The following is a 25,827-nucleotide window of genomic DNA, read 5'->3' as shown; positions in this document are numbered from 1 at the left end:
CACCCGCACACGTAGTGGACGGTAGCGCCGGGCCATGCCCGGCGTGTGCGGTGATCCGCCGGGCATGGCCCGGCGCTACCGGTCAGAGCAGGCCTTCGCGCTTCACGGCCAGGTAGCGTTCCACCAGCGCGGCCGGCAGGGCATCGGCGGTCACGTCCAGAACCATCACCTTCTCGCTGCGCAGTGCCTCGTGCGCCTTCGCGCGCTGCTGCAGGTACAGCGCCGCGGCGCCGGCCTGCGCGGCGTCCTCCAGCGTATGCACCTCGCCTTCGAGCGCGCCGTCCAGCTCGTGCTCGCGTAGGCTGGCCACGCACACCAGGTGGCGGCGCTGCAGCAGGCGCACCGCGGCCAGGAGGTCCTCGATGTCTTCGTCGCGCACGTTGCTGACCAGCATCACCAGCGCACGGCGTCGCTGGCGCAGGGATACTTCGGTGGCGGCGGCCAGGTAATCGGTGGCTACCGGCTGCGGCTGCAGGTCGTAGCTGGCCCGCAGCAGATGCTCGACGGTGCCCATGCCGCGCTGTGGCTGCACCCACCGACGCTCGCCGCCGACGGCGAACAGGCCAGCCGCATCGCCCTGCCGCAACGCCAGATAGGCGACCACCAGCGAGGCGTTCAAGGCATGGTCGAAGTGCGAGAGTCCGCCTTCGCTGGCCAGCATGCGGCGGCCACTGTCGAGCATCAGCAGCAACTGCTGGTTCTTCTCGTCCTGGTACTCGCGGGAGATCAGCTTGCGTGCGCGGGCGGTGGCCTTCCAGTCGAGCTGGCGCAGGCTGTCGCCGACGCGGTACTCGCGCATCTGGTGGAAGTCAGTGCCTTCACCACGCCGGCGCTTCACGTGGGCGCCCACCAGGCGTGAGGCCTGATCGGCGCTGAACAGCGCGAAGCGGGTCAGCGGCACGAAGTTCGGATAGACGCGGACGTCCAGCAGAGGGGGCAGGGTGCGCTGCTGCCACCACAGGCGCCATGGCGAGCGGATGCGCAGCTGCACGCCCTCGAAGCGGAAGCGTCCGCGCTGCTGCGGCTGCAGGGTGTAGTGCAGCGCGCAGGCATGCCCGGGACGCAGCTGCACGCGCTGGGGCAGCGACTCCAGCGGCCAGCCACCCGGCACCAGATCGAATACCTGCACCCGCATCGGCTCTGTGGTCTGCAGGCGCAGGCCCACCTCGCGGCGCACGCCCAGGGCCAGCGCTTCGGGCAGCTCGCGCTGCACCTGTGGCGACGGTCGCCGGGCCTGCTGCCACAGGTCCAGCAACGCCAGCGTACCGATCACCGTGGCGACCAGTGCCCAGCTCCAGCGCGGCAACGCGCCGGCCAGCACCACGCCTCCCAGCGCAGCCCAGGCCAGCAGCAGGACCAGCAGCAGCGGCGCAGGCCTCATCGGCGCGGTGCTTCCACCTTGGCCAGCAGCGCACCCAGCACATCGTCGGCGTCCTGGCCTTCGATCTGCAGTTCCGGTGCCAGCGCGATACGGTGGCGCAGCGCCGGACGCGCGATGTCGCGCACGTCATCGGGGGTGACGAAGTCACGACCGGCCAGCACGGCCTGCGCGCGCGCAGCACGCACCAGTGCGATGCTGCCGCGCGGTCCAGCGCCCACGGCGATACCGGGCCATTGCCGGGTGGCGGCGACGATGCGCACGGCGTAGTCGATCACCTCGTCATCGACGGTGATCGCGGCCGTGGCCTGCTGCAGCTGCAGCAGTTCTCCGGCGCCCAGTACGCGCGGCACCCGGCTCAGATCGAAATCGCTGGCGGCGCGGCCACGGGTGATGGCCGTGACCATGCGTTTCTCGTCCTCCAGCTGCGGATAGTCGATCAGCACCTTCAACAGGAAGCGATCCAGCTGCGCTTCCGGCAGCGGGTAGGTGCCTTCCTGTTCCAGCGGGTTCTGCGTGGCCAGGGCCATGAACGGGGGCGCCAGGGTGAACGCCTTGCCTTCGATGGTCACCTGGCCCTCCTGCATCACTTCCAGCAGTGCGGACTGGGTCTTGGCCGGTGCCCGGTTGATCTCGTCGGCCAGCAGCAGGTTGGTGAACACCGGCCCGCGACGGATCTTGAAGCTCTCGCTCTTCGGATCGTAGACGGCGTGGCCGCTGACATCGCTGGGCATCAGGTCCGGCGTGAACTGCACGCGGCCATAGTCCAGTTCCAGTGCCTGCGCCAGTGCGCGCACCAGCAGTGTCTTGCCCAGTCCGGGCACGCCTTCGATCAGGACATGGCCGCCAGCGAGAAGGGCAACCAGGATCTGGTCAAGCACGTCAGCCTGGCCGATGAAGGCGTGGCCGACGGCCTGGCGGATGGCGTCGACGCGTTCGATCAGGCGGGCATTGGCGGCCGCCGGACGTTCGGGGACTTCGGTCATAGCAGGGATCTCATCTGGAGCAGCAAGCGGATGCGCTCGCGCAGGGCGGAGGAATCGTGCGGCGGAGGGGGAGTCAGGGCACTGGCAACGCGGCTGCGCGGCCACTGCAGCAGTTCGGCGATGGCCTGTTCGCGTGGCGCGCCTTCCAGCGCAGCAGCGAGTGGCGCGCGCAGGCGCAGGCGATGCACGAACAGGGCATGCACGGCCTGGTACAGGCGCACGCCCTGGCCGAAGCGCAGCAGCAGTTCGCCGCTGGCGCGCACATGTTCCAGCAGCGAGCGGCGCTCGATCACGGGCGATGGCAACAGGCTGCCGAACCGCTGCGAGCGCGCCCACAGCCAGGCCAGCAGTGCCATCAGCAGCGGTACCCACAGCGGCCAGCCCTGGTAGAACAGGCGCACCCACAGTGACGGCGGACGACTGGCATAGACCAGCCACATGGCGCCCTTGCCGTAATTGGGATCGAGCAGGTAGCGGGTCAGATCGCGGTGGGAACGGTCGTGCAGGCCGTCGCTGGTCTGGCCCTTGGCTGCGGCCATCCGCGCGGCCTGCGACTCCACTTCGCTGCGCATGAAATCCATGTCCGCCAGCACGCTCACCCGGCCCTGGCCGTGACGCAGGCGCGCGAACACCAGGTCGTGCCCGCTGCCCCACCGGCGTTCGGTCCGCGCCTCGGCGGCGAAGCCTAGCGTGAAGCGGCGGCCCTGGCAGAATTCCACGTGGCCGGGATCGTCCTGGACATGGAAGGGCTGGCAGTCGCTGCGCTGGTAAAGGCTGTCCACGCCGAGTGCATCCAGCAGCGGCCCCTGCGTACTGCCGGCATCGTCCTCGGCCGGCGGCGGCGTGCGCAGCAGCAGATGGCCACCGCCGTCGACCCACGCCAACAGCGCCCTGGCGGCCGGCGCCGGCAGCTCGCTGCTGTCCTGCAGCAGCACCACCGTGTCCTGCGGCCCCAGCGCCATCTGCTGCAGGTCCAGCCGCGGCCGCGCATGCACCTCGATGCCATCGGCGCGCAGCGCCTGCCCGAGCACGTACAGCGGGTTGTAACGGGCCTCGCCCTGCGGTGGCAGCGTGACCGTTTCGGTGACCCGCTCATGGGTACGCATGAACAGGATCGCCAGTGGCACGCCGAGCAGCAGCAGCGTCCCCAGCAACAGTGACCAGAACAGGCGCGGGTTCATGCCTGCCACCCGTACTGCTGGCGCAGGGTCGTGGCCAGCGCATCGAAATCGCCGCGGCTGGGCAGGTGACCACCGTAGGCGGCGTATTGCCACATCCGCACGATGCGCGCGAACAGTTCACGGTCGACGCTGTCGGGCATGCGTCGCGAGGCACGCAGGCACTGCGATTCGGTGGCGCCCGGAGGCAGTGCGATGCCGGCACGCTCGCTGACCGTGCGCACGCTGGCCCGGTACAACAGGGCCAGCGCCTGGCGCGGCCGGCCCTGGTCCCACAGCAGACCAGCCTGGGTCGCCACGTCCGGCGGCAGCACCACCGGCAGCTCGACCTGTTCCTCGACCACGTGCGGCGCCGCTGCGGCCCGGCGGCGGCCCGAGCCGCGCAGCCACGGCAGCCACAACCGTGCAGTCAGCACCAGCACCAGAAGGAGGGCACCGAGCAGGCCCCACAGGCCCCATTCGGCCAATCGCGCCAGCCAGGCGATGCTGCTGCTGCGCGACGTGCGTTGGCTCTGGCTGCTGCCGTCGCGTTCCAGTTCCTTGCGTGCGTCCTTTTTCTCTTCCGCCTCTTCGATCGCTTTCCACTGCGTGACCTGGCGGGTCGGGCGCTGCAATGGATCCTCGTAGGCGCGGCTCACGGCCTGGCGGAAGCCCGCGGTATCCACCGGGGTGTCGCCGAAGATCATGGCGGGTGTATCGCCGGGGTTGATCTGCGGTGCCCGGCGCGCGTCGCTCTTGCGGTTGCTCGATGCGTCACCCTCCTGCGCGTGCACCGGCATGGAGGTGAGCGGCAGTGCCAGGCACAGCAGCAGCGCCAGCGACGAGGCAACCGGCAGCAGGCGTTCGCGCAGCCGGCGCAGGGCGATCTCCACGTCCCAGGCTTCCATCTGCGTACGTCGATTCAAGTACAGGCCGAACCCGGCGCCGACGTAGAACGGCCCGATCAGCACGGAGGCCAGCCAGCAGGCCAGATTGAATCCCAGCTTCGCCCAGGCGGGCGTGTCCTTGCCGATCATGTCCCAGGCCGCGCGCCAGGAATCGGAGAGCAGCTCGAACGGGATGAACATGAACACCGCGCCGATCGCGCCTGCGACCAGTACGCCCTCGAACACCATGCAGGCGACGGTCAGCACCAGCGCCGGACCCGCCGCGCCGGCTGCGACCGCGCGCCGGCGCGGGCCACGCTGTTCGGCGGTGTTGCCCTCCAGCAGGTTGACCGGCAGGCACAGGCTGCGCAGCACGCTGAAGCGACGCCAGCCCAGGTAGCCCCAGAAACCACGGTTGCCCCACTGCCGCTGTGCCCGCAGGGCGGCCAGGGCGGTGACCGGCTCGCCGAACACACCGCGTGACAGCACATACAGCGGCGCGCGTTCGAACACGGGCTTGCACCACCACATCAGCAGCCAGGCCAGGCCGAATGCGTCCAGCCACCAGCCCAGTGCGTTGGCGATCACGAACAGTGGTGCGCTGGCCAGCAGCCAGCTGCCCCACACCGCACGCGCATGCCGGCGGGTCAGCGCGCTGCCCAGCTCCATCGCTTCCCAGCCGCTGCGTGCGCGCAGCACGACGTCCAGGCGATCAATGCGCATCGCCGCCTCCGCGTCCGCCACGCCACAACCACAGCAGCACGCCGGCCCACAGCACCCCGGCCACACTGAACTTGCCCCACGCCGGCACTTCGGCAATGGACGACCAGAACGCCTCCACGAACGCCGCGACCAGCAACATGAAGGCCACGCCCAGGCACAGCCGGGCACCGATGCGGCCACCTTCGACCAGTGCGTCCAGGCGGCTGCGGCGTCCGGGCGCCAGCAGCTTCATGCCCAGCTGCAGACCGGCGCCGCCTGCGATGACGATGGCGGTGAGCTCGAATGCACCGTGGCCGACCACGAAGCGCCAGAAGGGATCACCATGGCCGATGTGCTGCAGGTGGCCGGCCACCGCGCCGATGATGACGCCGTTGAACAACAGCACCAGCAGCGTGCCCAGCCCGGCCAGCAGGCCGCTGGCGAAAGTGCGCAGGGCGATGCTGATGTTGTTCATGATGTAGTGGCCGAACATCATCCAGTCGGTACCGCTGTCGCGGCCCAGGCGTTCGGCAGCCGGGTCGTACATGCGTTCCATTTCGGCGATCTGGCGGTTGTCCATCACCTGGTGGATCAGGTCCGGGTACAGCTGCACCAGCACGAAGCAGCCCACCGCCGGCAGCGCGAACATCGCCAGGGCGGCCCACATGCTGCGTGCCTGGCTGCGCACCAGCAGCGGGAAATCGGCCACCAGGAATTCAAGCGCGCGCCGCCAGCGCGTGGGAGGCGTCCGGTACAGCACGCTGTGGCCCTGCTGCATCAGCTGTTGCAGGCGCTGCACCAACTGCGGGCTGTAGCCCCGCTCACGGGCCAGTGCCAGCTGCTGGCACAGCCGCCGGTAACGCTGTGGAAACGCAGTGTCGTCCAGCGTGGTGGCCGCGGGCTGGCGGCGGCGACGGCGGGAGGCGCCGGCACGCAGCAGCAGCCACTGCTCCAGGTCCAGCCATTCCTGCTGATGGCGGGCGACGAACTGTTCCTGCTTCATCGCCGTCCCAGCAACCAGTTGGCCATCGCATACAGGCGCAGCACGCCGACCTGGCCATGGGTGCCGGTCAATGGTTCGGCGATGGCGGCCAGTTCCTGCTGGCGGAGCGGTGCCAGCCGCGGGGCACGCTCGGCGAAGGCCAGCAGCGCCGCCTGTTCCTCCGGCCGCAGCGGCTGCGGCGGCGCCAGCACGCTGTCGATGGTGGCCGGCGGCGGCAGGTACAGCGCCGGCGCGTGCACCACCACGGTGCCGGCGACCAGATCGCCCAGGCGGCGGCCGTGCGCGTCGAACAGGCTGCTGAGCAGGCCCAGCGCGTAGGCGAACGGCAGCATGTCGACGGTCCGCAGCAGGTTGCGGGTGATCGCCGCCATCCAGCCCACCGGCGCGCCATCACGGGCCAGCACGCGCAGGCCCAGCGCGCGCTTGCCCGGGGTGCGGCCCCACAGCGCCTCGCAGACGATCGGATACGCCCAGTACACCAGGAACATCAGGGCCAGGTAGAGGCCGGTGCCGAATTCCTTCAACAGTGCCAGCGGGATCGACAGCGCGGCAAGAATCGCGAAACGAATGGCCAGATCGACCAGCCAGGCCAGCGCACGTGGCACCGGACCGGCGGCCGGCAGCTGCAGCGGCACGCCTTCCGGCGTCACCACCTCGCGGTAGGTGTCGAGCATCGGTGCGGCCATCAGAGCGACGGCCTTCGTTGTGGGCGCTGGAGTCCTCTCCGGCTGGCAACCACAGGCATGGGGGTCTCGACAGTTCCTGGTCGGGCCCAGACTTTAGCAGAGCGCGCCGGCAGTCGAGGGCCTCAGCCCAGGTATTCGTCCTTCAGCCGGACGTAGTGGTCGGCCGAGTAATGCAGCGACTCGATCTCCCTGTCGCTCAGCATGCGCGCCGGCCGGGCGGGATTGCCCAGCCAGAGTTCGCCTTCGCCGACCACCTTGCCAGGGCCCACCACTGCACCAGCACCGACGAAGCCGTGGCGCTCCACGCGCGCGCCATCGAGGATGCAGGCGCCCATTCCGATCAGGCTGTAATCGCCGATGCTGCAGGCATGGATGATGCAGCCGTGGCCGACTGTCACGCCTTCGCCGATCAGGGTCGGATGGCCGGCCTTGTTGTACGGGCTGTGATGGCTGACGTGGATGATGGTGCCGTCCTGCACGTTGGTGCGGGCGCCGATGCGGACGAAATTGACGTCGCCACGGATGACGGTACCCGGCCAGATCGAAACATCGTCGGCAAGCTCCACGTCACCAATGAGGGTACACGCCGGGTCGACGTATACGCGTGCGCCGAGCACCGGCATCTTGTCGCGGAAAGGGCGCAGCGGGGTCATCGGTGTCTCCGGAAATCAGGGCGATCGCGACGATGATACGCGGGCCGCTGCGCTCGCCGGGCATGGCCCGGCGCCACCGTCGATGCTGCGTTACGCCACGCGTCCGCGGCGAGCGCGCTCCAGGTGCACCAGCAGCAGCGAGATCGCGGCCGGCGTCATGCCGGGGATGCGCTGCGCCTGGCCAATGGTCTGCGGACGCACACGTTCCAGCTTCTGCAGCACTTCGGCCGACAGGCCACGCACGCTGGCGTAGTCGAAGCCTTCAGCGATCGGTGTGGCTTCGTGCCGCTGCTGGCGCGCGATCTCGTCGCGCTGGCGGTCCAGGTAGCCGGCGTATTTCACGCCGATCTCGACCTGCTCGGCCACCTTGCCATCGGCCACTGCCGGGCCGAGCGAGGGCACCTGCATCAGCTGCGCGTAATCCAGCTCGGGGCGCTTGATCAGGTCGAGCACATTGGTTTCGCGGCTGACAGTCACCCCCAGCGTGTCCTGCACTTCGCGGCCCAGGGCATTGGCCGGGGTCGCCCACAGCGCCCCCAGCCGCGCACGTTCGGCGGCTACGGCAGCCTGCTTGGCCTCGAACGCCATCCAGCGCCGATCATCGACCAGCCCCATGTCGCGGCCAACCGGAGTCAGGCGCTGGTCGGCGTTGTCCTCGCGCAGCTGCAGCCGGTACTCGGCGCGGCTGGTGAACATGCGGTACGGCTCGTTGGTGCCGTGGGTGATCAGATCATCCACCAGCACGCCCAGATACGCTTCGTCGCGGCGCGGGCACCAGCCATCCAGGCCGCGCACCTGGCGGGCCGCATTGAGGCCGGCCAGCAGGCCCTGCGCGGCCGCCTCTTCATAACCGGTGGTGCCGTTGATCTGGCCAGCGAAGAACAGGCCGTTGACCAGCTTGGTTTCCAGCGAAGCCTTCAACCCGCGCGGATCGAAGAAGTCGTACTCGATGGCGTAGCCGGGGCGGGTGATGTGCGCGTTCTGGAAGCCCCGGATGCTGCGCACCATCTCCAGCTGCACGTCGAACGGCAGCGAGGTGGAGATGCCGTTGGGATAGATCTCGACGATGCCCAGCCCCTCAGGCTCGACGAAGATCTGGTGGCTGGCCTTTTCGGCGAAGCGCACCACCTTGTCCTCGATGGAGGGGCAGTAACGCGGGCCGATGCCTTCGATCTGGCCGCTGTACAGCGGCGAGCGGTGCAGGGCGTCACGGATGATCTGGTGGGTCTGCTCGGTGGTATGGGTGATCCAGCAGCTGACCTGCTGCGGATGTTCGTCCACCGAGCCGAGGAAGGACATCACCGGCCGCGGCGTATCACCGGGCTGCTCGTCCATCACGCTGTAATCCAGCGAGCGGCCGTCGATGCGCGGTGGCGTGCCGGTCTTCAGGCGGTCGACCTGGAACGGGCGCTCGCGCAGGCGTGCGGCCAGCGTGGTGGCCGGCGGATCGCCCATGCGGCCGGCGGCGTACTGGGTCGGACCGACGTGGATCTTGCCGGCCAGGAAGGTGCCGGCGGTCAGCACCACCGCCTCCGCATCGAAGCGCAGGCCGGTCTGGGTGATGACGCCGCGCACGGCGTCGCCCTCGATGACCAGATCATCGACGGCCGCCTGGAACACGGTCAGGTTGGCCTGGCCCTCGACGAGGGCGCGGATCGCCATGCGGTACAGGTTGCGGTCGGCCTGGCAGCGGGTGGCGCGCACCGCCGGACCCTTGGAGGCATTGAGCGTGCGCCACTGGATGCCGGCGCGGTCGGCGGCATGCGCCATCGCCCCGCCAAGCGCGTCGATCTCCTTGACCAGATGGCCCTTGCCGATACCGCCGATGGCCGGATTGCAGCTCATCGCGCCCACCGTTTCGATGTTGTGGGTCAGCAGGAGGGTGCGCACGCCGGTGCGGGCCGCGGCCAGCGCGGCCTCGGTGCCGGCGTGGCCACCGCCGATGACGATGACGTCGTAACGATGGAAGGAGTGGGTCATGGGGGCGGAGTCGATGGGGGCGGGCGCGGCCGGAGGCGGTGCCGGGGTGGCGATTTTAGCGCCATTCGGCAGGGCGACGCCCGGAGAAGCCAGGGCCGGACGAAATTGACCCTAAAGTTGGCAGGATTTTTGCAGATAACCCAATAGCACCCATCGTGGCTGGCGCCGAAGGCGCCCGTGACCGGAATTGGAACAGGGGCCGGTACAGGCGCACGATGGGGGAGCAGAGGGCCGGCAGTCGGGGGACTGTCCGGCCCTGTTTTTCTTCGCGGAAGGCATCCGCAAAAACAGACGGCCCCGCATTGCGGGGCCGTCTGCCTTCAGAGGTGCCGACATCCGACAGGGCCGGAACAGGGGGGATCCAGATGTTCCTGTCGGATATCGACGTAGAGCTTTCCGCGACGGCCCATACCGCTTCTTGTCACTTTGTGACGCGGGCCGTCACAACCGCTTTAGATTGCCGCTTGGACCGTGTGAAATGCAAGACGGTTCAGCGCTCAAGTGTGCGCTGCGTCGCACGATCCATGTTGCGCCAGGGGGAACCGTTCATCCTGGGCGCACTCGGTGCCGGCGCCGGGCGGGCCGGCGGTGCCGGGCGCTGCACGCTCGGCTGCGGCGGGCGTCGCATCGAGTCCATGTTCCGCCACGGTGAACCACCATTGTTCTCGCGAGGCGGACGCGGCGGACGGTTCTCGCCATTGCCCGGCGGGCGCGGTGGCGGGCGGTGATTGTGCGGTGGACGATAGATCGGACGCGAGTAATACGGGTAGCCATAGCCGCCGTAATAGCCGCCATAGCCTCCGTAGTACGGGCCGTAGTTGTAGGGATAGCCGGCGGGGTAGCGGTACTCCACCGACGGCGCACCGTGGTAGTAGCTGCCGCTGCGGCCACCGCCGACATAGTCGTAGGTGGTGCAGCCGGTCAGGGCCAGCAACAGGCCACCGGCAAGCATCAGGCGCGTTTTCATGTGGGTCCCCCCAGAACGGGTGTGCAGTCAGCTTCGGGCGTGGGCATTGAATCGGCCCTTAATTCCACCACCCAGGATGAATGGCGGCGAAGGCCTGCATGCTGGCATGACCTGTGCCGGGGTCGCCAGCACGAGGGCATACGTTAATCTTGCGTCATGAGCGATTCACTGTTGCCCCGTGCCGAAGATGTCCTGGCTGCCGCCGCGAGGATCGCGCCGCACGCAAGTGTGACGCCGGTGCTGCGCTCGCGCACCCTCGACACGCTTGCCGGCGCACGCCTGGCCTTCAAGGCCGAGCACCTGCAGCGGGGCGGCGCGTTCAAGTTCCGGGGCGCCTGCAACGCCGTCTGGTCGCTGTCGGACGAGCGCGCCGCACGAGGTGTGGTCACCCATTCATCGGGGAATCATGGCGCGGCCCTGGCGCTGGCGGCACGGACGCGAGGCATTCCCTGCCATGTGGTGGTGCCCGAGGGCGCCGTCGCCGCCAAGCTGGCCAACATCGCGCGCCATGGAGCCACGCTCTGGCGTTGCGCGCCGACCATTGCCGAGCGTGAGGCCACCTGCGCCAGGGTGCAGGCCGACACCGGTGCAACCCTGGTGCACCCGTATGCCGATCCGGCGGTGATGGCAGGGCAGGGCACCGCTGCGCTGGAACTGCTGCACAGCGACGGGCCGTTCGACGTGTTGGTGGTGCCAGTGGGCGGTGGTGGCCTGGCCAGCGGTACTGCGCTGGCGCTGCAGCTGGCCGGCCCGCAGACCCGGCTGGTGCTGGCCGAACCGGCTGGTGCCGACGATACCGCCCGCTCGCTGGCCGCCGGCGAGCGGCAGGGCGCGTTCACCCCCGATACCGTCTGCGATGGCCTGCGCACCCTGATCGGTGCGCCCAACTTCGCGCTGCTGCGTGCTGCCGGTGCGGAGGTCATCGTGGTCGATGACGCCGCCACCCTGGCTGCGATGCGCCTGCTGTGGGAGGTGCTCAAGCAGGTGGTTGAACCGTCTTCGGCGACGGTGCTGGCGGCGGTGCTGTCCCAGCCGGAACGGTTTGCCGGGCAGCGGGTGGGCCTGGTGCTGTCCGGTGGCAACGTCGATCTTCCCGCCCTGCGCTGGGGCATGCCTTGAGCCGCGGCCGGCACCGCGAGCGTACCGGCCTGTTCGGTTGGGCGTGGCGGCTGTTCGTGCTGCTGGTGATCTGGCTGCTGGGCGTGACCGCATGGATCGTCTGGGTGGGAGAGCGTGATCAGGCCGCCCAGGCCGATGCGATCATCGTGCTCGGTGCCGCCGCCTATGACGCCAAGCCGTCGCCGGTCTTCGAGGAGCGCATCCGTCATGGCCTGGACCTGTACGAGGCCCGGTATGCGCCGCTGCTGATCTTCACCGGGGGGTATGGCGGCAGCGGCGCCCGCTTCTCCGAATCGCAGGTGGCGCGGCGCTATGCGCTCAAGCACGGCGTTCCGGACGATGCGATCCTGATTGAAACCGCCTCGCGCAACACCGTGCAGAATCTGATCGAGGCCAAGCGGCTGATGGACCAGCGCAACCTGCACCGGGTGATCATCGTCAGCGATCCGCTGCACATGGCACGCGCGCTGCGCCTGAGCCGGGCGCTGGGCATCGATGCGCTGGCGTCATCGACGCCGAGCACCCGCTTCCGCAGCTTCCACACCAGCTGGCGTTTCCTGCTGCAGGAAATCTATTTCTTCCATCGCGATCTGGTGCGGCCACCGCTGAGTTCGCCGGCCAATACCTGAGCGGCTGCCGCCTGCTTTGGGTGGGTGCCGACCTTGGTCGGCACAACCTGCCAGATCGCGATGCCGCAGGCATTGTGCCGACCAAGGTCGGCACCTACCAGAACGGATTCCGTGCATGAGTCGGTAGTCGCCGACCTTGGTCGGCACATCACCCGTGATCGATCGATCAGGTCTGCTTGCGACGGATCGGAATGGCCGACACCGGTACCGAGGCCACGTCGTGGCCGCCTTCGCGGATCGGTGCGCCCGGGTCCGGTGCCCAGGCATGGGCATAGATCACTTCCCAACTGCTGGGCAGCGTGCCATCGGCACGGCGCATCGGCTCGTAGGCGGCCGCCGCAGCGGCGAAGCGCCCGCGGCCGGTCAGCGTATGCCGACGGTCCACCCGTGCATTGGTCGCGCCCATCGCCCGCAGTTCGCGCATCAAGGCGGGCAGATCCTCGTAGGTCAGGGTGAACAGGTCGCGGTCCAGCACGGGGTCGCGGAAGCCGGCCATCATCAGCGCGTCGCCGAACTGTGCGATCTGCGCGAAACGGCTGACGTGCGGGCGATCATCGGCAGCAGCGAACGCTTCGTTGAGCTCGATCAGGGTTTCCGGCCCGAAAGTCGAGCACAACAGCAGGCCGCCGGGCTTGAGCACGCGGCGGAAGCCGGCGAACACTGCAGGCAGATCGTCCACCCATTGCAGGCAGAGATTGCTGAAGATCACATCCACACTGTTGTCGGCCAGCGGCAACGCCGCCGCATCGGCGCACAGGCGCTGGAAGGGCTTCCACCACCCGGCCTGGCGCCTGGCCTGATCGAGCATCGGCAGGGCGATATCCAGCGCGATCACCTGTGCCTTCGGCCAGCGCTTCTTCATCAGTGCGCTGGCATGGCCGGTACCGGCACCGATGTCCAGCACCACCTCGGGCCTGCGTGCCTCCAGGTAGTCCAGCGATTCCACCAGCCGTGACTGCACTTCGCGCTGCAGGGCAGCGGCGGCGTCGTAGCTGCTGGCGGCGCGGGAGAACGCACGGCGCACATGGCGGGGATCGAAGTGGGACGGCATTGCAGGATCTCTCAGAACGTACCGGGGTAGGCGCCGCCATCGATCAGCAGGTTCTGCCCGGTGATGTAGCCGGCCTGTGCGCTGCACAGGAAAGCGCAGGACGCGCCGAACTCGTCGGCGGTGCCGAAGCGGCCGGCGGGGATCTGCTGGCGGCGGCGCTCGGCGATCTCTCCGGCATCGCCATCCTTGCCCGCGCTGTGGGCGAAGTTGGCGCGCAGGCGATCAGTGTCGAACTGGCCAGGCAGCAGATTGTTGAGGGTGACGTTGTGGGCGACCGTGCGCCGCGACAGACCGGCGACGAAGCCGGTCAAGCCACTGCGCGCGCCGTTGGACAACGCCAGGGTATCGATCGGCGCCTTCACCGCCGACGAGGTGATGTTGACGATACGGCCGAAGCCGCGTTCGATCATCGCGTCCACGGTGGCGCGGATCAGCGCGATCGGGGCCAGCATGTTGGCGTCCAGTGCAGCGATCCAGTCGTCACGCTCGAAGCTGCGGAAATCGCCCGGCGGCGGCCCGCCCGCGTTGTTGACCAGGATGTCCACCTGCGGGCAGGCGGCCAACGCAGCGGCACGTCCGGCTTCTGTGCTGACGTCGGCAGCGACCGCGTGCACCTCGCCGGCGCCGGGCAGTGCGCGCAGATGCTCGGCGGCGGCCTGCAGCGCTGCTTCGCCGCGCGCAACGATCACCACGTTCACGCCTTCGCGCACCAGTGCGCGCGCGCATCCCAGGCCCAGCCCCTTGCTTGCACCGCAGACCAGGGCCCAGCGGCCCTTGATACCCAGATCCATGCGTCAGCCCTGCGCAGTTCGAAGGAACGTCATTGTCCGTCATCCGCCGGTGTCAGGCCGGCAACGAAGCGTTGCAGGACGGCGGCCACTTCGTCGGCGTGGCCGAGGAAGGGGGCGTGGCCGCCGTGAGCGATGGTCAGCGCCTGTCCGCCGGGCGCGAGCGCCGCTGCAGCCTGTATGGCGGCCGGTGGCACCAGCCTGTCGCGTTGACCGGCGATCCACAGGCTGGGCTTGCCCAGTGCCGGCAGGGCGCCGCGCAGGTCGGTGCTTTCCAGCAGCTGCAGACCCTCCCGCAGGGCGCGTGCGGTCGGGGCACCGCGCTCCACCAGGCGCTGGCGCAGGGTGCGAAGTTCCTCGCGGGCGTGCGCCGAACCCATTACATCCAGGGCCAGGAATCGTTCCAGCGTGCCACCGAAATCGCCGGCCAGCTCACGGCCGAACTGCTCGAACACGGCCGGCTCCACCGCATGCGGCCAGTCGTCGCCGCGCACGAAGCGGGGCGTGGCAGCGATCATCGCCAGTCCCCGCACTTTCGGCAGGGTCGCCGCGGCATGCAGTGCGAACAGCCCGCCCAGCGACCACCCGCACCACGCCGCCGGTGGCGTGGCGGCGGCGATCGCGTTGACCACGAAGGGCAGGCGCAACGGCGTGGTGTCCCCGCGGCTGTGGCCGTGTCCGGGAAGATCGACCAGGTGCAGGGTGAACTGCTGCGCCAGGCGCTGGACCAGCGGCGCGAACACACCGCCCTGCAGGGCCCAGCCGTGGATCAGTACCAGGTCCGGCCCCTGGCCGGCGACTTCGATATGCATGCGGAAACCAGCCGAACCTCAAGCCAGGGCCGGCAACGGCGGTGGCGCGGCCTCGCGCGGCGTGATCGAGAGGCGATCACGCGCGCTGGCGATGGCCTCGACCAGCCCCCGCACCTGGTCTGCCGTGTGCAGGGCAGAGAGGGTGACGCGCAGGCGTGCCTTGCCCTCTGGAACGGTCGGCGGGCGAATCGCTCCGACCAGCCATCCCGCCTGCTCCAGCGCCTTGGACAGCGCCAGTGCGGTGTGGTCATCGCCGCACAGCAGGGGCTGGATCGGTGTCTCCGATGCCATCAGGTCCAGCCCGTGGCGGCGCGCTTCGCCGCGGAACAGTGCGATCAGGTCGACCAGCTTGGTGCGGCGCCAGTTGTCGCGGCGTGCCAGGCGCACTGCTTCCAGTGCCGCCGCCGCCAGCGCCGGCGGCATCGCGGTGGTGTAGATGTAGGGGCGGGCGGTTTCGGCCAGATGTTCGATCAGGTCTTCGCGGCCCAGCACCAGCGCGCCGGCGCTGCCCAGCGCCTTGCCCAGGGTGACCAGTTGCAACGGCACGTCGTCCACCCCCAGACCGGCGGCCGCCACCGTGCCCCGGCCATCGCCGACCACGCCAACACCATGTGCATCGTCCACATAGAACAGTGCCTGCTGCAGGCGCGCGACCAGTGACAGTGCGCGCAGCGGCGCGACGTCGCCGTCCATGCTGAAGACACCATCGGTGGCCAGCATCGCTGCGCCATCGGCTGCGTGCCTGAGCTGGCGCATGGCCCCTTCCGCATCCAGGTGCGGGTAGCGGCGCAGACGCGCACCGGCCAGCCGCGTGGCATCGAGCAGACTGGCGTGATTGAGCTTGTCCTGCACGCAGACGTCGTTCTCTTCGCTCAGCAGCGCCTGCTGCACCGCCAGGTTGGCGGCAAAACCGCTGCCGAACAGCAGTGCGCGCGGGTAGCCCAGCCACTCGGCCATTTCGCGTTCCAGAGCATCGTGCATCGCGTGGTGGCCGCAGACCAGGTGCGATGCGCCGGCCCCGGCGCCTTCGCGGGCGGCCGCGTCCTGCAATGCATTGACCACGCTGAACTGCTGGGCCAGGCCCAGATAGTCGTTGCTGCAGAAGCCGGTCAGCCAGCGGCCTTCCACTTCCAGGCAGACGCCATCGCGACGGCTGACCGTGCGCCGTGGGCGGCGACGACCTTGGGCATCGCGCAGCGCGCGCTGGTCCTGGATGCGGGCGGTGAGGTCGGGGCGGGCCATGGCGGCGGGAGGCGGCGACGGGGCGGCTAGGGTAGCGCGTTGCCGCGACGCCTGCTCGGGCCCCGTCTCAGGCTGCGTGAGCGCAGCCGCAGCCGGGTGCATCGCTGCCGATATCGGCATGCACGGTACCGCCGTGGTCGTGGCCCTCGGCGTCCACCTGCACCGCCATCGGCTGCAGGCCCAGCCGCGCGAACAATGCCAGATCGCGTTCGCTTTCCGGGTTGCCGGTGGTCAGCAGCCTGTCGCCATAGAAGATGGAGTTGGCGCCGGCCAGGAAGCACAGCGCCTGCAGTTCGTCGCTCATCGCCTCGCGGCCGGCCGACAGGCGCACCATCGAACGCGGCATGGCAATGCGTGCCACCGCGATCATGCGCACGAACTCGAACGGGTCCAGTTCGGCACTGCCGTGCAGCGGCGTACCGGCCACCTGCACCAGTCTGTTGATCGGCACCGAATCCGGATGGGCCGGCAGCGTGGCCAGGGCCAGCAGCAGGCCCACGCGCTGCGCCCGCGTCTCGCCCATGCCGACGATGCCGCCGCAGCAGGTCTTCAGGCCTGCATCCCGCACGTGTTCCAGCGTGTCCAGGCGGTCCTGGTACTGGCGGGTATGGATGACCGAGTCGTAGTAGTCCGGCGCGGTATCGAGATTGTGGTTGTAGTAGTCCAGGCCGGCGTCCTTCAGTGCCCGTGCCTGGTCGCCACTGAGCATGCCCAGCGTGGCGCAGGTTTCCAGGCCCAGTGCCTTCACCCCTGCGATCATCGCCGCCACTTTCGGGATGTCGCGATCCTTCGGCGACCGCCAGGCCGCGCCCATGCAGAAGCGTGACGCACCGGCAGCCTTGGCCTGGCGCGCCTTGGCCAGCACCGCTTCGGTGTCCATCAGCTTCTGTGCGTTGACGCCGGTGCTGTAGCGCTGGGCCTGCGGACAATACGCGCAGTCCTCCGGGCAGCCGCCGGTCTTCACCGACAGCAGCGTGGAGACCTGCACCCGGGCGGGGTCGAAGTGCTCGCGATGGACCGCAGCGGCGCGGAACAACAGGTCGGGGAGGGGGAGTTCGAACAGCGCCTGCAGTTCATCGTGTTGCCAGTCGTGGCGGACGGCGGCGGCCATGGCGGGACCCGGGTACGAGTGGAGCGAGGGCGGCAGTGTGGAGGGGGGTGGAAAGGCTGTCAACCCGGGAGTGTTTTTAGGGGTTTACAGTGCATCGGTTGATCAGGCCGACGCGGATGGCCGCGTTTCACCGCTTCCTGCAAGGCTTGCGGCCACAGTGACTACTGCCCAACGGAAGCGCTTGCGCGCAGACTCTGTCCCATGACCGATCTCCATCGTCTTCGCGGACGCATCGCCGCGCTGGTCCTCAGCGAGGCCTGGCGCCGCCGCGCCGCACTCTGGGGCGGTGCCGTGGCCGTGGCGCTGGTGGCCATCCTGTTCGCCAAGGCCAGCGACGCGGCGTTCCATCTGTTCCAGCGCATCACCACCCATTCGCCGTGGTGGGCGCTGCTGCTCACGCCAGGCATCTTCGCGCTGCTGGCATGGCTGACCAGCGGTGTACTGAAGCCTACCCGCGGCAGCGGCATTCCCCAGGTCATCGCTGCGCTGGACAAGCCGGATGCCTCGTTCCGCGCGACGAATCTTTCACCGGCGGTATCGGCCGGCAAGCTGCTGCTGACGTCACTGTCGTTGTTGGGCGGTGCTTCGGTCGGCCGCGAAGGTCCGACCGTGCACGTGGGTGCAAGCCTGATGTACCTGTTCGGTCGTTGGTTTGGTTTCAAGGACCCGCGTGAGCTGTCGCACTTCCTGCTGGCGGGCGGCGCCGCCGGCATCGCGGCAGCCTTCAATACCCCGTTGGCAGGCATCGTGTTCGCCATCGAGGAACTCAGCGGCCGCTTCGAGCACCGGTTCTCGGGCACGCTGCTGACGGCGGTGATCGTCGGTGGTGTGGTATCGCTGGGTCTGCTGGGCAACTACACCTACTTCGGCCATGTTTCGGCGCGGCTTCCGCTGGGCCAGGGCTGGCTGGCGATCCTGCTGTGCGGTGTGGTGGCGGGATTGCTGGGAGGACTGTTCGCGCGCGCCGTACTGGCGAGCGCGGCAGGCCGTCCGCGCTGGCTGGGGCAACTGCGCCAGCGCCATCCCGTGCTGTTGGCCGCCGGCTGCGGCCTGGTGGTGGTGGCGCTGGCGATGCTGTTTGGTGAAGGTGCGTTCGGCACCGGCTACGAACAGGCGCGCAGCCTGGTGCAGGGTCACGCGCTGGTGGGTCATGAGTTCGGGCTGATGAAGCTGCTGGCCAATCTGGCCTCCTATGTGGCCGGTATCCCCGGGGGCCTGTTCTCGCCCGCGCTGGCGGTCGGTGCCGGGTTGGGCCACAACCTGGCGGTACTGATGCCCGGCGTGGATCCACGCGCGTTCGTGCTGCTCGGCATGTGTGCGTATCTGACCGGCGTCACCCAGGCGCCGCTGACCTCTGCCGTCATCTCGCTGGAACTGACGGACAGCGGTGACCTGCTGCTGCCGATTCTGGCCACGGTACTGATTGCCCGCGGGGTATCCGGTCTGGTGTGCCGGGTGCCGATCTATCGTGGCCTGGCCGAGCTGCTGATGGTGCCTGGCCCATCGGCCGATGCCACGTCCGTCGATCCCGGTCGAAAGTAGGTGATCCGCGTACGTGCCCGGCAGATGCTGTCAGGGAGAGGCGACCGGCAGCCACCCTGGCAGGCCATGCAGTAGGGGCATGGTGGGTCATGCCCGTCGGCACACGATGACGGGCATTTCACCGACCCATGTCTGGTCCGTCCGCCGATGGCGTCGCTGCCTGCCATGCGCGAGCCTGCGGCATGCGCATCGTCCACCGCATTGTCGCCGGGGCCCCGTTGCAGCGGCTGCTGCGCCTGCTGATTCCGCTGCGCTGCCTGGTCTGCAACGACCCGGGTCACGACGAGCTGGATCTCTGTGCGGCCTGCTACGCCGGACTGCCGTGGTCGGGTCGCGCCTGCCTGCGCTGCGCGCTGCCGCTGCCGGATGCGGCCCTGATCGTCTGCGGCAGCTGCCGCGAGGAGGCACCACCGCAGCTGGCCACGCACGCGAGCCTGCTGTACCTGCCGCCGGTGGACCAGCTGCTGGTGCGCTACAAGTTCCATCAGGACCTGGCGGCCGGACGCCTGCTCGCGCAGCTGATGCAACGCGCGCCGCCGCCCTGGTCGTGCGCGCCGCTGGTGCCGGTGCCATTGCATGATCGGCGCCTGCGCCAGCGTGGCTACAACCAGGCCGCCGAACTATGCCGGTTGCTGCCGATGCCGGTCTGGCAGGGCCTGTACCGTCGCCGGCATACGGCACCACAGTCCGAACGCACGGCCGAACAGCGCAGGGACAACCTGTTCGACGCCTTCGATGCACATGCGCCGGTGCCGCCGCGGCTGACCGTGGTCGATGATGTGATGACCACCGGCAGCACCGTGATGGAAATCGCTGAGACACTGCGCTGCGTGGGTGCCGCAGAGGTGCGCGTGTGGGTCTGCGCACGGGTTCCGTGATCGCCCTCTTCATCGCCAGGGGCTAGGATGAAGCCGATTCCGGATCGAAGGAGTGGTCATGAATTCCCCCTTGTCTCCCCTGTTGTCGGCGGTCGGTCGCAGCTGGTGGATCCTGCTGCTGTATGGCCTGGTCGCACTCGGCTTCGGCATCATCGCGATCGGCTGGCCGCTGTCGGCGGCGACGGCCCTGGCCTGGACGCTGGGCGTGATGGCCATCATCGAAGGTGTCATCAGCCTGTTCGCGCTGATCAGCGGTGGCAGCGGTGTCTCGCGTGGCTGGCTGGCGCTGTACGCCATCGCCTCGCTCGGCTTCGGCATTCTGGCGGTGATCAATCCGCTGGCCACCGCCAGCGTGCTGGTGCTGTTCCTGGCAGCGTGGCTGCTGGTGGCCGGCATCTACCGCATCGTGTACGCAATCCGCGTGCGCAGGCAGATCCAGGGCGAGTGGTTGCTGATACTCAGTGGTGTGCTGGCGGTGGTGCTGGGCCTGCTGTTTGCGGCCAATCCCTACGCGGGCGTGGCCGTGACCACGCTGTGGATCGGCATCGGCAGCCTGCTGTATGGGCTGCTGCAGGTGCTGGTGGCATTCAAGCTGAGGAAGCTGAAGTGAGGCGGGCGGGTTCGTTTCTGCTGGTCGCGGTGCTGGGCCTGGCCGGTTGCATGCCCGGCGCAACAGCGGATGCGGAGGCTGGCAGGGATCATGCGCCGCGTCCGGGCGTGGATGTGCGTCTGAGCGCAGTCGATGCTGCCGGCAATGGCACACCGGTGCAGTGGCAGGGTGAAACACTCGCGCTGCGCGAGCCACCGATCGCCGACAGTGCCGACATCGCCGATGTCCGTTACGTGCTGGACCAGAGCCAGCAGCCCGGCCTGCAGATCCGCTATCGCAAGGAGGCACAGCAGCGCATCCACGATGGCACGGCCGCACTGGTGGGAAAGCGGGTGGCGATCAGCGTGGATGGCCGCGTGCTGACGGTGGCGACGGTGAGTGGCCCCTTCGGCGAATCGATGATGTTGAGTGGCCTGCCCAGCGTGGCCGAGGCGCAGGAACTGGCATGGCACATCACCGGCCAGCGGGTGCCGGCGCCCTGAACCCTGCTCAGCGCTGCCTGGTCGCGAATCTGGCCTCGATTTCCTCCAGCGACCTGCCCTTGGTTTCCGGCAGCCAGAACGCAGCCACCAGGAAGAACACGAATGTGCATGCCGCCCAGAACAGGAACATGCTGGCGTAGCCATAGTGGCCCACGGTCGGCAGGAAGAGCGCGGCGATGGTGGTGGACACGAACTGATTGATCAGCAGCGCGATGCTCATGCCATTGGAGCGGATCCGGTTGGGCATCAGCTCGGACAGTGCCAGCCATACGCAGACGCCAGGGCCCACCGCGAAGAAGGCAACGAACACGAGGATGCAGGCGGCCACCGCCCAGCCGTGGGCCGGCGTTGGCACCGGTCCGATCCGCGCCTGCTCGATGCGCAGTGGTGCGTGCGCGGCGCCGGCCGGGTCTGCGAATGGATTCAGGTGCAGGGTGCGGAAGAAGGCGCCGATGACGCTGTCCGGCTGCACGGTGCCGGCACGGTCGATGCGCAGCCCGCGATCGATCAGGTTGTCACTGCGAAGTGCGCGCACGTTGGTAAAATCGCCATAGGCGTAGGACACGGTCAGCTGCATCGGACGGCCTTCGCTGTCGATGCCGTCAGTGAGGCGTTGCCACTGTGCCTCGTCCAGTACCAGATGCAGGCCATCGCCGCTGGCTGCGGCCTGCAGCTGCGGCTGCACATCGGCGCGGCCGCGTTCGGCCTGGAAAAACAGGGTGGCGGCGGCCAGCAGCGCCACGCAGATACCGCCGCTGCCGAGCATCAGCAGGAACTTGCGGCCCTTGCGATCGACCAGCAGCAGCGCGACCACGGTCATCACCGCATTGAGCAGCTTGATCGCCACGTCGGCGCCATTGGCCACCGAACCGGACAGGCCCGCCTGGTTGAGGATGTTCACCGCATAGGCGAGCACCGAGTTGATGCCGGTGGCCTGGGTGCAGGCCAGGACCACGCAGGCCAGCACGAACGGCACCACGTAGCGGCGGCTGAGCAGCGGATCACGCCTGCCGTTCGTGCCACTGGATTCCGGTGCCTGGATGCGCGCGAGCGTGGGCTCGACCTCGGCGGCCGGCAGCACCCGCAGCAGGCTGCGACGGGCGTCGTCCACCCGACCACGGCGGACCAGCCAGCGCGGCGACTCCGACAGCCAGAAAATGCCGGCACAGAACACCAGGCCCGGCGTCAGGCAGCTCCAGAAGATGGTCCGCCACGCATGGTCCTTCACGGCGAACAGTTCCTGCGCCTGCTGTGCCAGCGGCAGCGAGCGCACGGTTTCGGCAGCGGCATCCACGGCCTGGGCGTGGTACAGGCCGATCAGCGCCGCCAGCACGAGTCCGATGGTCAGCAGCAGCTGGAACATCGCTGCACCCCGGCCACGCCGCTCCGGACTGAGCACCTCGGCCAGGTACAGGGGTACCACCACTCCGATCAGGCCGCCGCTGATGCCCTGCAGCAGTCGGCCCAGCAGCAGCGGCGTGTAGCCCGAAGCGAGCGCCATGATGGGAATGGAGGCGGTGAACAGAACGCCAGCCAGCAGCATCGCGCCGCGGCGTCCGATCAGGTCGGCCACCATGCCGGCAAACAGTGACGACAGCACACTGCCCAACAGAACGGCTGCAACGACGAATCCCAGCTGCTGGCTGCTGAGCTGCCAGGCCTGGCTGGCGGTCGCTTCCAGATAGGGCAGGGCACCGGCAATGATGCCGATATCGATGCCGTACAGCAGGCCGCCGAGGCCTCCGATGAAGAGCAGATAGCGTACGGGCCAGCGCGGAGCGGTGCTTGCAGTCATCGGCAGTTCCTGTGGTAGCGCCGGACCCTGCCCGGCGGCGGTTCTTCGCAGATTGCGTTCTGTGGCGCCGCGCCATGCGTGGCTCTACGGCAGGGATGTTGCTCAGTGCAGCTCGACCACCCGGCCACCCACCACCACCTGCTGCAGGCGCAGTCCAGCGTCCAGCACCACCAGATCGGCGCGGGCGTCGGGCGCGATGCGACCGCGATCGCCCAGGCCCAGGTAGTCGGCCGGGAACGTGGAAACGCGCTGCGAGGCGTCGGCCAGATCCAGGCCGACACGCACCAGGTTGCGCAGTGCCTGGTCCATGGTCAGCGCGCTGCCGGCCAGCGAACCGGTCGCCAGCCGCACGCAACCGCCACACTTGTGCACGCGCTGTTCGCCCAGCGCGTACTCGCCATCCGGCATGCCGGTGGCGGCCGTAGCGTCGGTCACCGCGTACAGGCGCGGAATCGCGCGCGCGGCCAGGCGGATCACGCCGGGATGGATGTGCTGCAGGTCGGGAATGATCTCGGCGTAACGTGCATGGGCGAGCGCCGCCGCCGCGATGCCCGGGCGATAGTGATCGACGCCGGTCATGCCGTTGAACAGATGGGTGAAGCCGGATGCACCCGCCTGCAGAGCAGCCACACCTTCTTCGTAAGTACCCGCGCTGTGGCCGAGCTGCACACGGATGCCCATCGCCGAAAGCGCAGGAATCAGCGCCGTGTGTTCGCCGATCTCCGGCGCCAGCGTCATCACCCGGATCGGTGCCAGCGCATGCAGCTGCTGCACCAGCGCCAGCGTCGCCTCGATCGTACGGTTGGGCTGTGCGCCCAGGCGCTGAGGGCTGATGAACGGCCCTTCCAGATGCACGCCGGCGATGCATGCGGCCTCGTCGTCCGGTGCTGCCATGGTGGCGGCCACGCCCTGCAGGGCGTACTCGATCTCGTCCAGGCCGGCGGTCATGGTGGTCGCCAGCAGGGTGGTGGTACCAAAGCGCAGGTGGGTGCGGGCGATGGTGCGGGCGACGTCGCCGCCCTGCATCAGGTCCACACCGGCAGCGCCGTGCACATGCAGGTCGATGAAACCGGGAAGGATCACCTGCAGCTGCGGGTCATCACCACCGCTGTGGTCGTCCACCTGCAGCTGGCGCACATGCGAGTCGAAGTAGACATGCCCACGTCGCCACCCCAGCGGGGTGAGGATGCGGCCATGCAGGGAACGGGTGTCGGTCATGCGGGCGGCTCGGCGATGATCACTTCGATGCCCAGCCGCTGCAGGCCCTCGCGGGTTGCGTCGTCGATGCCGGCGTCGGTGATGACGGTATGGATCTGATCCAGGCGGGCGATGCGATGCAGGCTGACACGGCCGAACTTGGAGGCGTCGGTCAGCACGACGATGCGCCGCGCGCGCTCGACCATGCGGTGGTTGAGGCGCGCTTCCGCCTCATCGTGGGTGGTCAGGCCGAACTGCAGGTCCAATCCGTCCACGCCCAGGAACAGGGTGTCGAAGCTGTAGGAATTGAGGCTGGCCTCGGCCTGGCTGCCCTGCAGCGACAGCGACTGCTGACGCAGCAGCCCGCCCGTCAGCAGCACATTGATGCCGGCAGCATTGGCCAGTTCCCACGCGATGTTCAGGCCATTGGTCATCACCGTCACATCGCGGCGGCCACGCAGATGGCGGGCCAGCGTCATGGTGGTCGAACCGGAGTCGATGATGATGTTGTCACCGGCCTGCACCAGGTTCGCCGCGCAGGCGCCGATGGACTCCTTCAGGGGCAGATTCAGCGCATCCTTTTCATGGATGTCCTGCTCCTGCGGAGGCGTGCGCACCAGATTGGCGCCACCGTGGGTGCGGTTGGCCAGGCCCTGCGACTCGAAGTGGGTCAGGTCGGCGCGGATCGTCACCGCGGACACGCCGAAGCGCTCGACCAGATCGGCCACCTGCACCGAGCCGTGCTCGATCAGCAGCTGCAGGATCTGTTGCCGGCGGGAGCGGGTGTTGCGCATGGCGGAGTCTCGGGTCTGCTGTGAGGGGTAGAGATTAGCCGTTCGCAGCAATGCCGGCAGCGGATCGTGTTTCCTGACCGCGTTTGCCTGCCTGGTTGGCGCTGCAGGCGCGGGCATACTCGCCCAGGCACTGGCCGATGCGGTGCTGCACCAGGGCCGTCGGCGTGTTGGCCAGGCGGCCGTCACGCACGGCGCGGTACTGCTCCGGCAGGTACTGGCTCAGCAGCACCAACGGTGGCGTGTGCTGCTCCAGGTTGGAGAACAGCGTCTGCACGGCGCGCAGCAGTGCCGGTTCGCCCCAGTAGTAGCGGCAGCGGTCACTGAAGGAATAACTGCGCAACAGGCGCAGTGTCGCCTGGTCACCCTGGTAGTAGGGTTGCCAGTACTTCGGCTGCGCCACCATCACCTCCTCCAGCACCTGTGGCAGGCGCGAGCACTGCGCAGCCGGCAGCAGCGCCTGTTCGATCGCTGCCAACGCGAACAGCGCCTCACGATAGGCGAAGGTGGCGGCGGGGCCGACCTTGAGGATCGCGAAATGATCGCGGACCAGCGCATGCAGTCCGCTTTCGCGCTGGTAGTCGGTGGAGTGCGCCTCGAACACGATGCGCGGCTGCTGCTCGAGGAAGTCGGCCAGCGCGTTGGCGGCGACCGGGTCGTACTCGTGCACGCTGCTGTGATCGAAATCCACGCCCGGCTGCACCACCATCGCGATGACGCGCTGCCAGGCATCGCGCAGTTCGGGGGTATCGAATGCCTGCTGGTGGATGGCCAGGGTCTGCGCGGCGGCTGCCGGTGTGGTCACCTGCAGGCCGCCGGCCAGCGAGGCTTCGCCGCCGGGAACGGGCACTTCGGTGCCGATCACGTACACCGGCGCCGGCAGGCCGAGCCGGGCAGCCGTGCGCTCGGCGATCGTCGCCAGTTCCGACGAACGCGCGGCCACGGTGGCATCAGGCAGCGGCACCGGATCGTCGGCGCAGGACATGCTGCAGTCCAGATGGATCTTGTGGAAGCCGGCGGCCACGTAGGCTTCGATCAGCACGCGCGCGTGGGCCATCGCCTCGGCGGCGGGGCGCTTCTGCCAGGCGTTCGGACCGAGATGATCGCCGCCCAGGATCAGCCGCGTGCGCGGAAAGCCTTCCTCATCCGCAAGCGTGCCGACATAGTCGCGGTACTGCGGCGGGGTCATGCCGGTGTAGCCGCCGAACTGGTCGACCTGGTTGGAGGTGGCTTCGACCAGCAGCACCGTGTCGTGTGCCAGTGCCACATGCATGGCCGCGCGCAGCACCTGTTCGTTGCTGCAGCAGACGCTGTACAGGCCCACATTGTGGCCGGCGCGGTGGGAGGCAAGCAGGGTCTGCAACGGGGACATGGTCATGCT

The 25,827-nt window shown here is 68.7% G+C and carries 24 protein-coding genes; 6 read left to right on the top strand and 18 right to left on the bottom strand.

Features of this window, described 5'->3' with window-relative positions; all coding sequences use genetic code 11:
- Nucleotides 1–82: 82 nt before the first annotated feature.
- The 9 genes from ACX9OW_RS14410 to ACX9OW_RS14370 form a co-directional block, all read right to left on the bottom strand.
- Nucleotides 83–1,381 carry a DUF58 domain-containing protein gene (locus ACX9OW_RS14410; protein ID WP_459062423.1) on the bottom strand — a complete coding sequence of 433 codons (1,299 nt, stop codon included), beginning with the start codon at nucleotides 1,379–1,381 and terminating at the stop codon, nucleotides 83–85.
- Complete coding sequence (locus tag ACX9OW_RS14405) at nucleotides 1,378–2,364, bottom strand: AAA family ATPase (RefSeq protein ID WP_053517976.1); 987 nt, start codon at nucleotides 2,362–2,364, stop codon at nucleotides 1,378–1,380. The genes ACX9OW_RS14410 and ACX9OW_RS14405 overlap by 4 nt, the downstream gene beginning before the upstream one ends.
- Nucleotides 2,361–3,545 (bottom strand): DUF4350 domain-containing protein, encoded by a 1,185-nt coding sequence (locus ACX9OW_RS14400; RefSeq protein ID WP_459062422.1) that lies wholly within the window; start codon nucleotides 3,543–3,545, stop codon nucleotides 2,361–2,363. The genes ACX9OW_RS14405 and ACX9OW_RS14400 overlap by 4 nt, the downstream gene beginning before the upstream one ends.
- Nucleotides 3,542–5,131 carry a DUF4129 domain-containing protein gene (locus ACX9OW_RS14395; protein WP_053517978.1) on the bottom strand — a complete coding sequence of 530 codons (1,590 nt, stop codon included), beginning with the start codon at nucleotides 5,129–5,131 and terminating at the stop codon, nucleotides 3,542–3,544. Before ACX9OW_RS14395 ends, ACX9OW_RS14400 begins: the two co-directional genes overlap by 4 nt.
- Complete coding sequence (locus tag ACX9OW_RS14390; RefSeq protein WP_053517980.1) at nucleotides 5,121–6,113, bottom strand: stage II sporulation protein M; 993 nt, start codon at nucleotides 6,111–6,113, stop codon at nucleotides 5,121–5,123. The genes ACX9OW_RS14395 and ACX9OW_RS14390 overlap by 11 nt, the downstream gene beginning before the upstream one ends.
- A complete protein-coding gene (locus ACX9OW_RS14385; RefSeq protein ID WP_053517981.1) occupies nucleotides 6,110–6,799 on the bottom strand; it encodes an RDD family protein in 690 nt (229 codons plus the stop codon). The genes ACX9OW_RS14390 and ACX9OW_RS14385 overlap by 4 nt, the downstream gene beginning before the upstream one ends.
- A 122-nt stretch (nucleotides 6,800–6,921) precedes the next feature.
- Nucleotides 6,922–7,452 carry a gamma carbonic anhydrase family protein gene (locus ACX9OW_RS14380; protein WP_053517982.1) on the bottom strand — a complete coding sequence of 177 codons (531 nt, stop codon included), beginning with the start codon at nucleotides 7,450–7,452 and terminating at the stop codon, nucleotides 6,922–6,924.
- 90 nt (nucleotides 7,453–7,542) lie between these two features.
- Nucleotides 7,543–9,432 (bottom strand): tRNA uridine-5-carboxymethylaminomethyl(34) synthesis enzyme MnmG, encoded by a 1,890-nt coding sequence (gene mnmG / locus ACX9OW_RS14375; RefSeq protein WP_065174313.1) that lies wholly within the window; start codon nucleotides 9,430–9,432, stop codon nucleotides 7,543–7,545.
- A gap of 490 nt (nucleotides 9,433–9,922) precedes the next feature.
- A complete protein-coding gene (locus ACX9OW_RS14370; protein WP_053517985.1) occupies nucleotides 9,923–10,399 on the bottom strand; it encodes a hypothetical protein in 477 nt (158 codons plus the stop codon).
- 156 nt (nucleotides 10,400–10,555) lie between these two features.
- On the opposite strand from ACX9OW_RS14370, the gene ACX9OW_RS14365 reads away from it, so the two are divergent.
- The gene (locus ACX9OW_RS14365) at nucleotides 10,556–11,518 is read left to right on the top strand and encodes a pyridoxal-phosphate dependent enzyme (RefSeq protein ID WP_065174314.1); all 963 of its coding nucleotides are present in this window, start codon (nucleotides 10,556–10,558) and stop codon (nucleotides 11,516–11,518) included.
- Nucleotides 11,515–12,147 carry a YdcF family protein gene (locus ACX9OW_RS14360; protein WP_111187213.1) on the top strand — a complete coding sequence of 211 codons (633 nt, stop codon included), beginning with the start codon at nucleotides 11,515–11,517 and terminating at the stop codon, nucleotides 12,145–12,147. Before ACX9OW_RS14365 ends, ACX9OW_RS14360 begins: the two co-directional genes overlap by 4 nt.
- Before the next feature lie 166 nt (nucleotides 12,148–12,313).
- Here ACX9OW_RS14360 and bioC read toward each other — a convergent pair whose 3' ends face one another.
- The 5 genes from bioC to bioB form a co-directional block, all read right to left on the bottom strand.
- Entirely contained in the window at nucleotides 12,314–13,198 is an 885-nt protein-coding gene (gene bioC, locus ACX9OW_RS14355) for a malonyl-ACP O-methyltransferase BioC (RefSeq protein ID WP_053517990.1), read from the bottom strand.
- Between the two features lie 11 nt (nucleotides 13,199–13,209).
- Entirely contained in the window at nucleotides 13,210–13,989 is a 780-nt protein-coding gene (locus tag ACX9OW_RS14350; RefSeq protein ID WP_053517992.1) for an SDR family oxidoreductase, read from the bottom strand.
- A gap of 29 nt (nucleotides 13,990–14,018) precedes the next feature.
- Nucleotides 14,019–14,798, bottom strand: coding sequence for a pimeloyl-ACP methyl ester esterase BioH (bioH, locus tag ACX9OW_RS14345; protein ID WP_279941916.1), 780 nt, complete (start codon nucleotides 14,796–14,798; stop codon nucleotides 14,019–14,021).
- 18 nt (nucleotides 14,799–14,816) lie between these two features.
- Complete coding sequence (gene bioF / locus ACX9OW_RS14340) at nucleotides 14,817–16,040, bottom strand: 8-amino-7-oxononanoate synthase (RefSeq protein ID WP_459062421.1); 1,224 nt, start codon at nucleotides 16,038–16,040, stop codon at nucleotides 14,817–14,819.
- Nucleotides 16,041–16,107: 67 nt separating this feature from the next.
- Entirely contained in the window at nucleotides 16,108–17,151 is a 1,044-nt protein-coding gene (bioB, locus tag ACX9OW_RS14335) for a biotin synthase BioB (RefSeq protein ID WP_459062420.1), read from the bottom strand.
- Between the two features lie 201 nt (nucleotides 17,152–17,352).
- Between bioB and ACX9OW_RS14330 the strand changes: the two genes are divergently transcribed.
- The 4 genes from ACX9OW_RS14330 to ACX9OW_RS14315 all read left to right on the top strand — a co-directional run bounded on the left by ACX9OW_RS14330 (nucleotide 17,353) and on the right by ACX9OW_RS14315 (nucleotide 20,663).
- Nucleotides 17,353–18,693, top strand: coding sequence for a chloride channel protein (locus ACX9OW_RS14330; RefSeq protein WP_111187216.1), 1,341 nt, complete (start codon nucleotides 17,353–17,355; stop codon nucleotides 18,691–18,693).
- A 182-nt stretch (nucleotides 18,694–18,875) separates the two neighbouring features.
- The gene (locus ACX9OW_RS14325) at nucleotides 18,876–19,571 is read left to right on the top strand and encodes a ComF family protein (RefSeq protein ID WP_053518002.1); all 696 of its coding nucleotides are present in this window, start codon (nucleotides 18,876–18,878) and stop codon (nucleotides 19,569–19,571) included.
- 58 nt (nucleotides 19,572–19,629) lie between these two features.
- Nucleotides 19,630–20,181 carry an HdeD family acid-resistance protein gene (locus ACX9OW_RS14320; protein WP_253119155.1) on the top strand — a complete coding sequence of 184 codons (552 nt, stop codon included), beginning with the start codon at nucleotides 19,630–19,632 and terminating at the stop codon, nucleotides 20,179–20,181.
- Complete coding sequence (locus ACX9OW_RS14315) at nucleotides 20,178–20,663, top strand: SecDF P1 head subdomain-containing protein (protein WP_065181469.1); 486 nt, start codon at nucleotides 20,178–20,180, stop codon at nucleotides 20,661–20,663. The genes ACX9OW_RS14320 and ACX9OW_RS14315 overlap by 4 nt, the downstream gene beginning before the upstream one ends.
- Nucleotides 20,664–20,670: 7 nt before the next feature.
- On the opposite strand, the gene ACX9OW_RS14310 is transcribed toward ACX9OW_RS14315, so the two are convergent.
- The 4 genes from ACX9OW_RS14310 to ACX9OW_RS14295 all read right to left on the bottom strand — a co-directional run bounded on the left by ACX9OW_RS14310 (nucleotide 20,671) and on the right by ACX9OW_RS14295 (nucleotide 25,818).
- Nucleotides 20,671–22,458, bottom strand: coding sequence for an MFS transporter (locus tag ACX9OW_RS14310; protein ID WP_459062419.1), 1,788 nt, complete (start codon nucleotides 22,456–22,458; stop codon nucleotides 20,671–20,673).
- A 102-nt stretch (nucleotides 22,459–22,560) separates the two neighbouring features.
- Nucleotides 22,561–23,676, bottom strand: a complete 1,116-nt coding sequence (locus ACX9OW_RS14305) for an N-acetylglucosamine-6-phosphate deacetylase (protein ID WP_459062418.1) — start codon at nucleotides 23,674–23,676, stop codon at nucleotides 22,561–22,563.
- The gene (locus ACX9OW_RS14300) at nucleotides 23,673–24,566 is read right to left on the bottom strand and encodes a DeoR family transcriptional regulator (RefSeq protein ID WP_269203146.1); all 894 of its coding nucleotides are present in this window, start codon (nucleotides 24,564–24,566) and stop codon (nucleotides 23,673–23,675) included. The genes ACX9OW_RS14305 and ACX9OW_RS14300 overlap by 4 nt, the downstream gene beginning before the upstream one ends.
- Nucleotides 24,484–25,818, bottom strand: a complete 1,335-nt coding sequence (locus tag ACX9OW_RS14295; RefSeq protein ID WP_459062417.1) for a D-tagatose-bisphosphate aldolase, class II, non-catalytic subunit — start codon at nucleotides 25,816–25,818, stop codon at nucleotides 24,484–24,486. Before ACX9OW_RS14295 ends, ACX9OW_RS14300 begins: the two co-directional genes overlap by 83 nt.
- Nucleotides 25,819–25,827: the final 9 nt, after the last annotated feature.

The sequence above is a fragment of the Stenotrophomonas genospecies 5 genome, assembly GCF_054473825.1.
The sequence above is the reverse complement of the archived record's forward strand: the minus strand, read 5'-3'. Positions and strand labels throughout refer to the sequence as shown.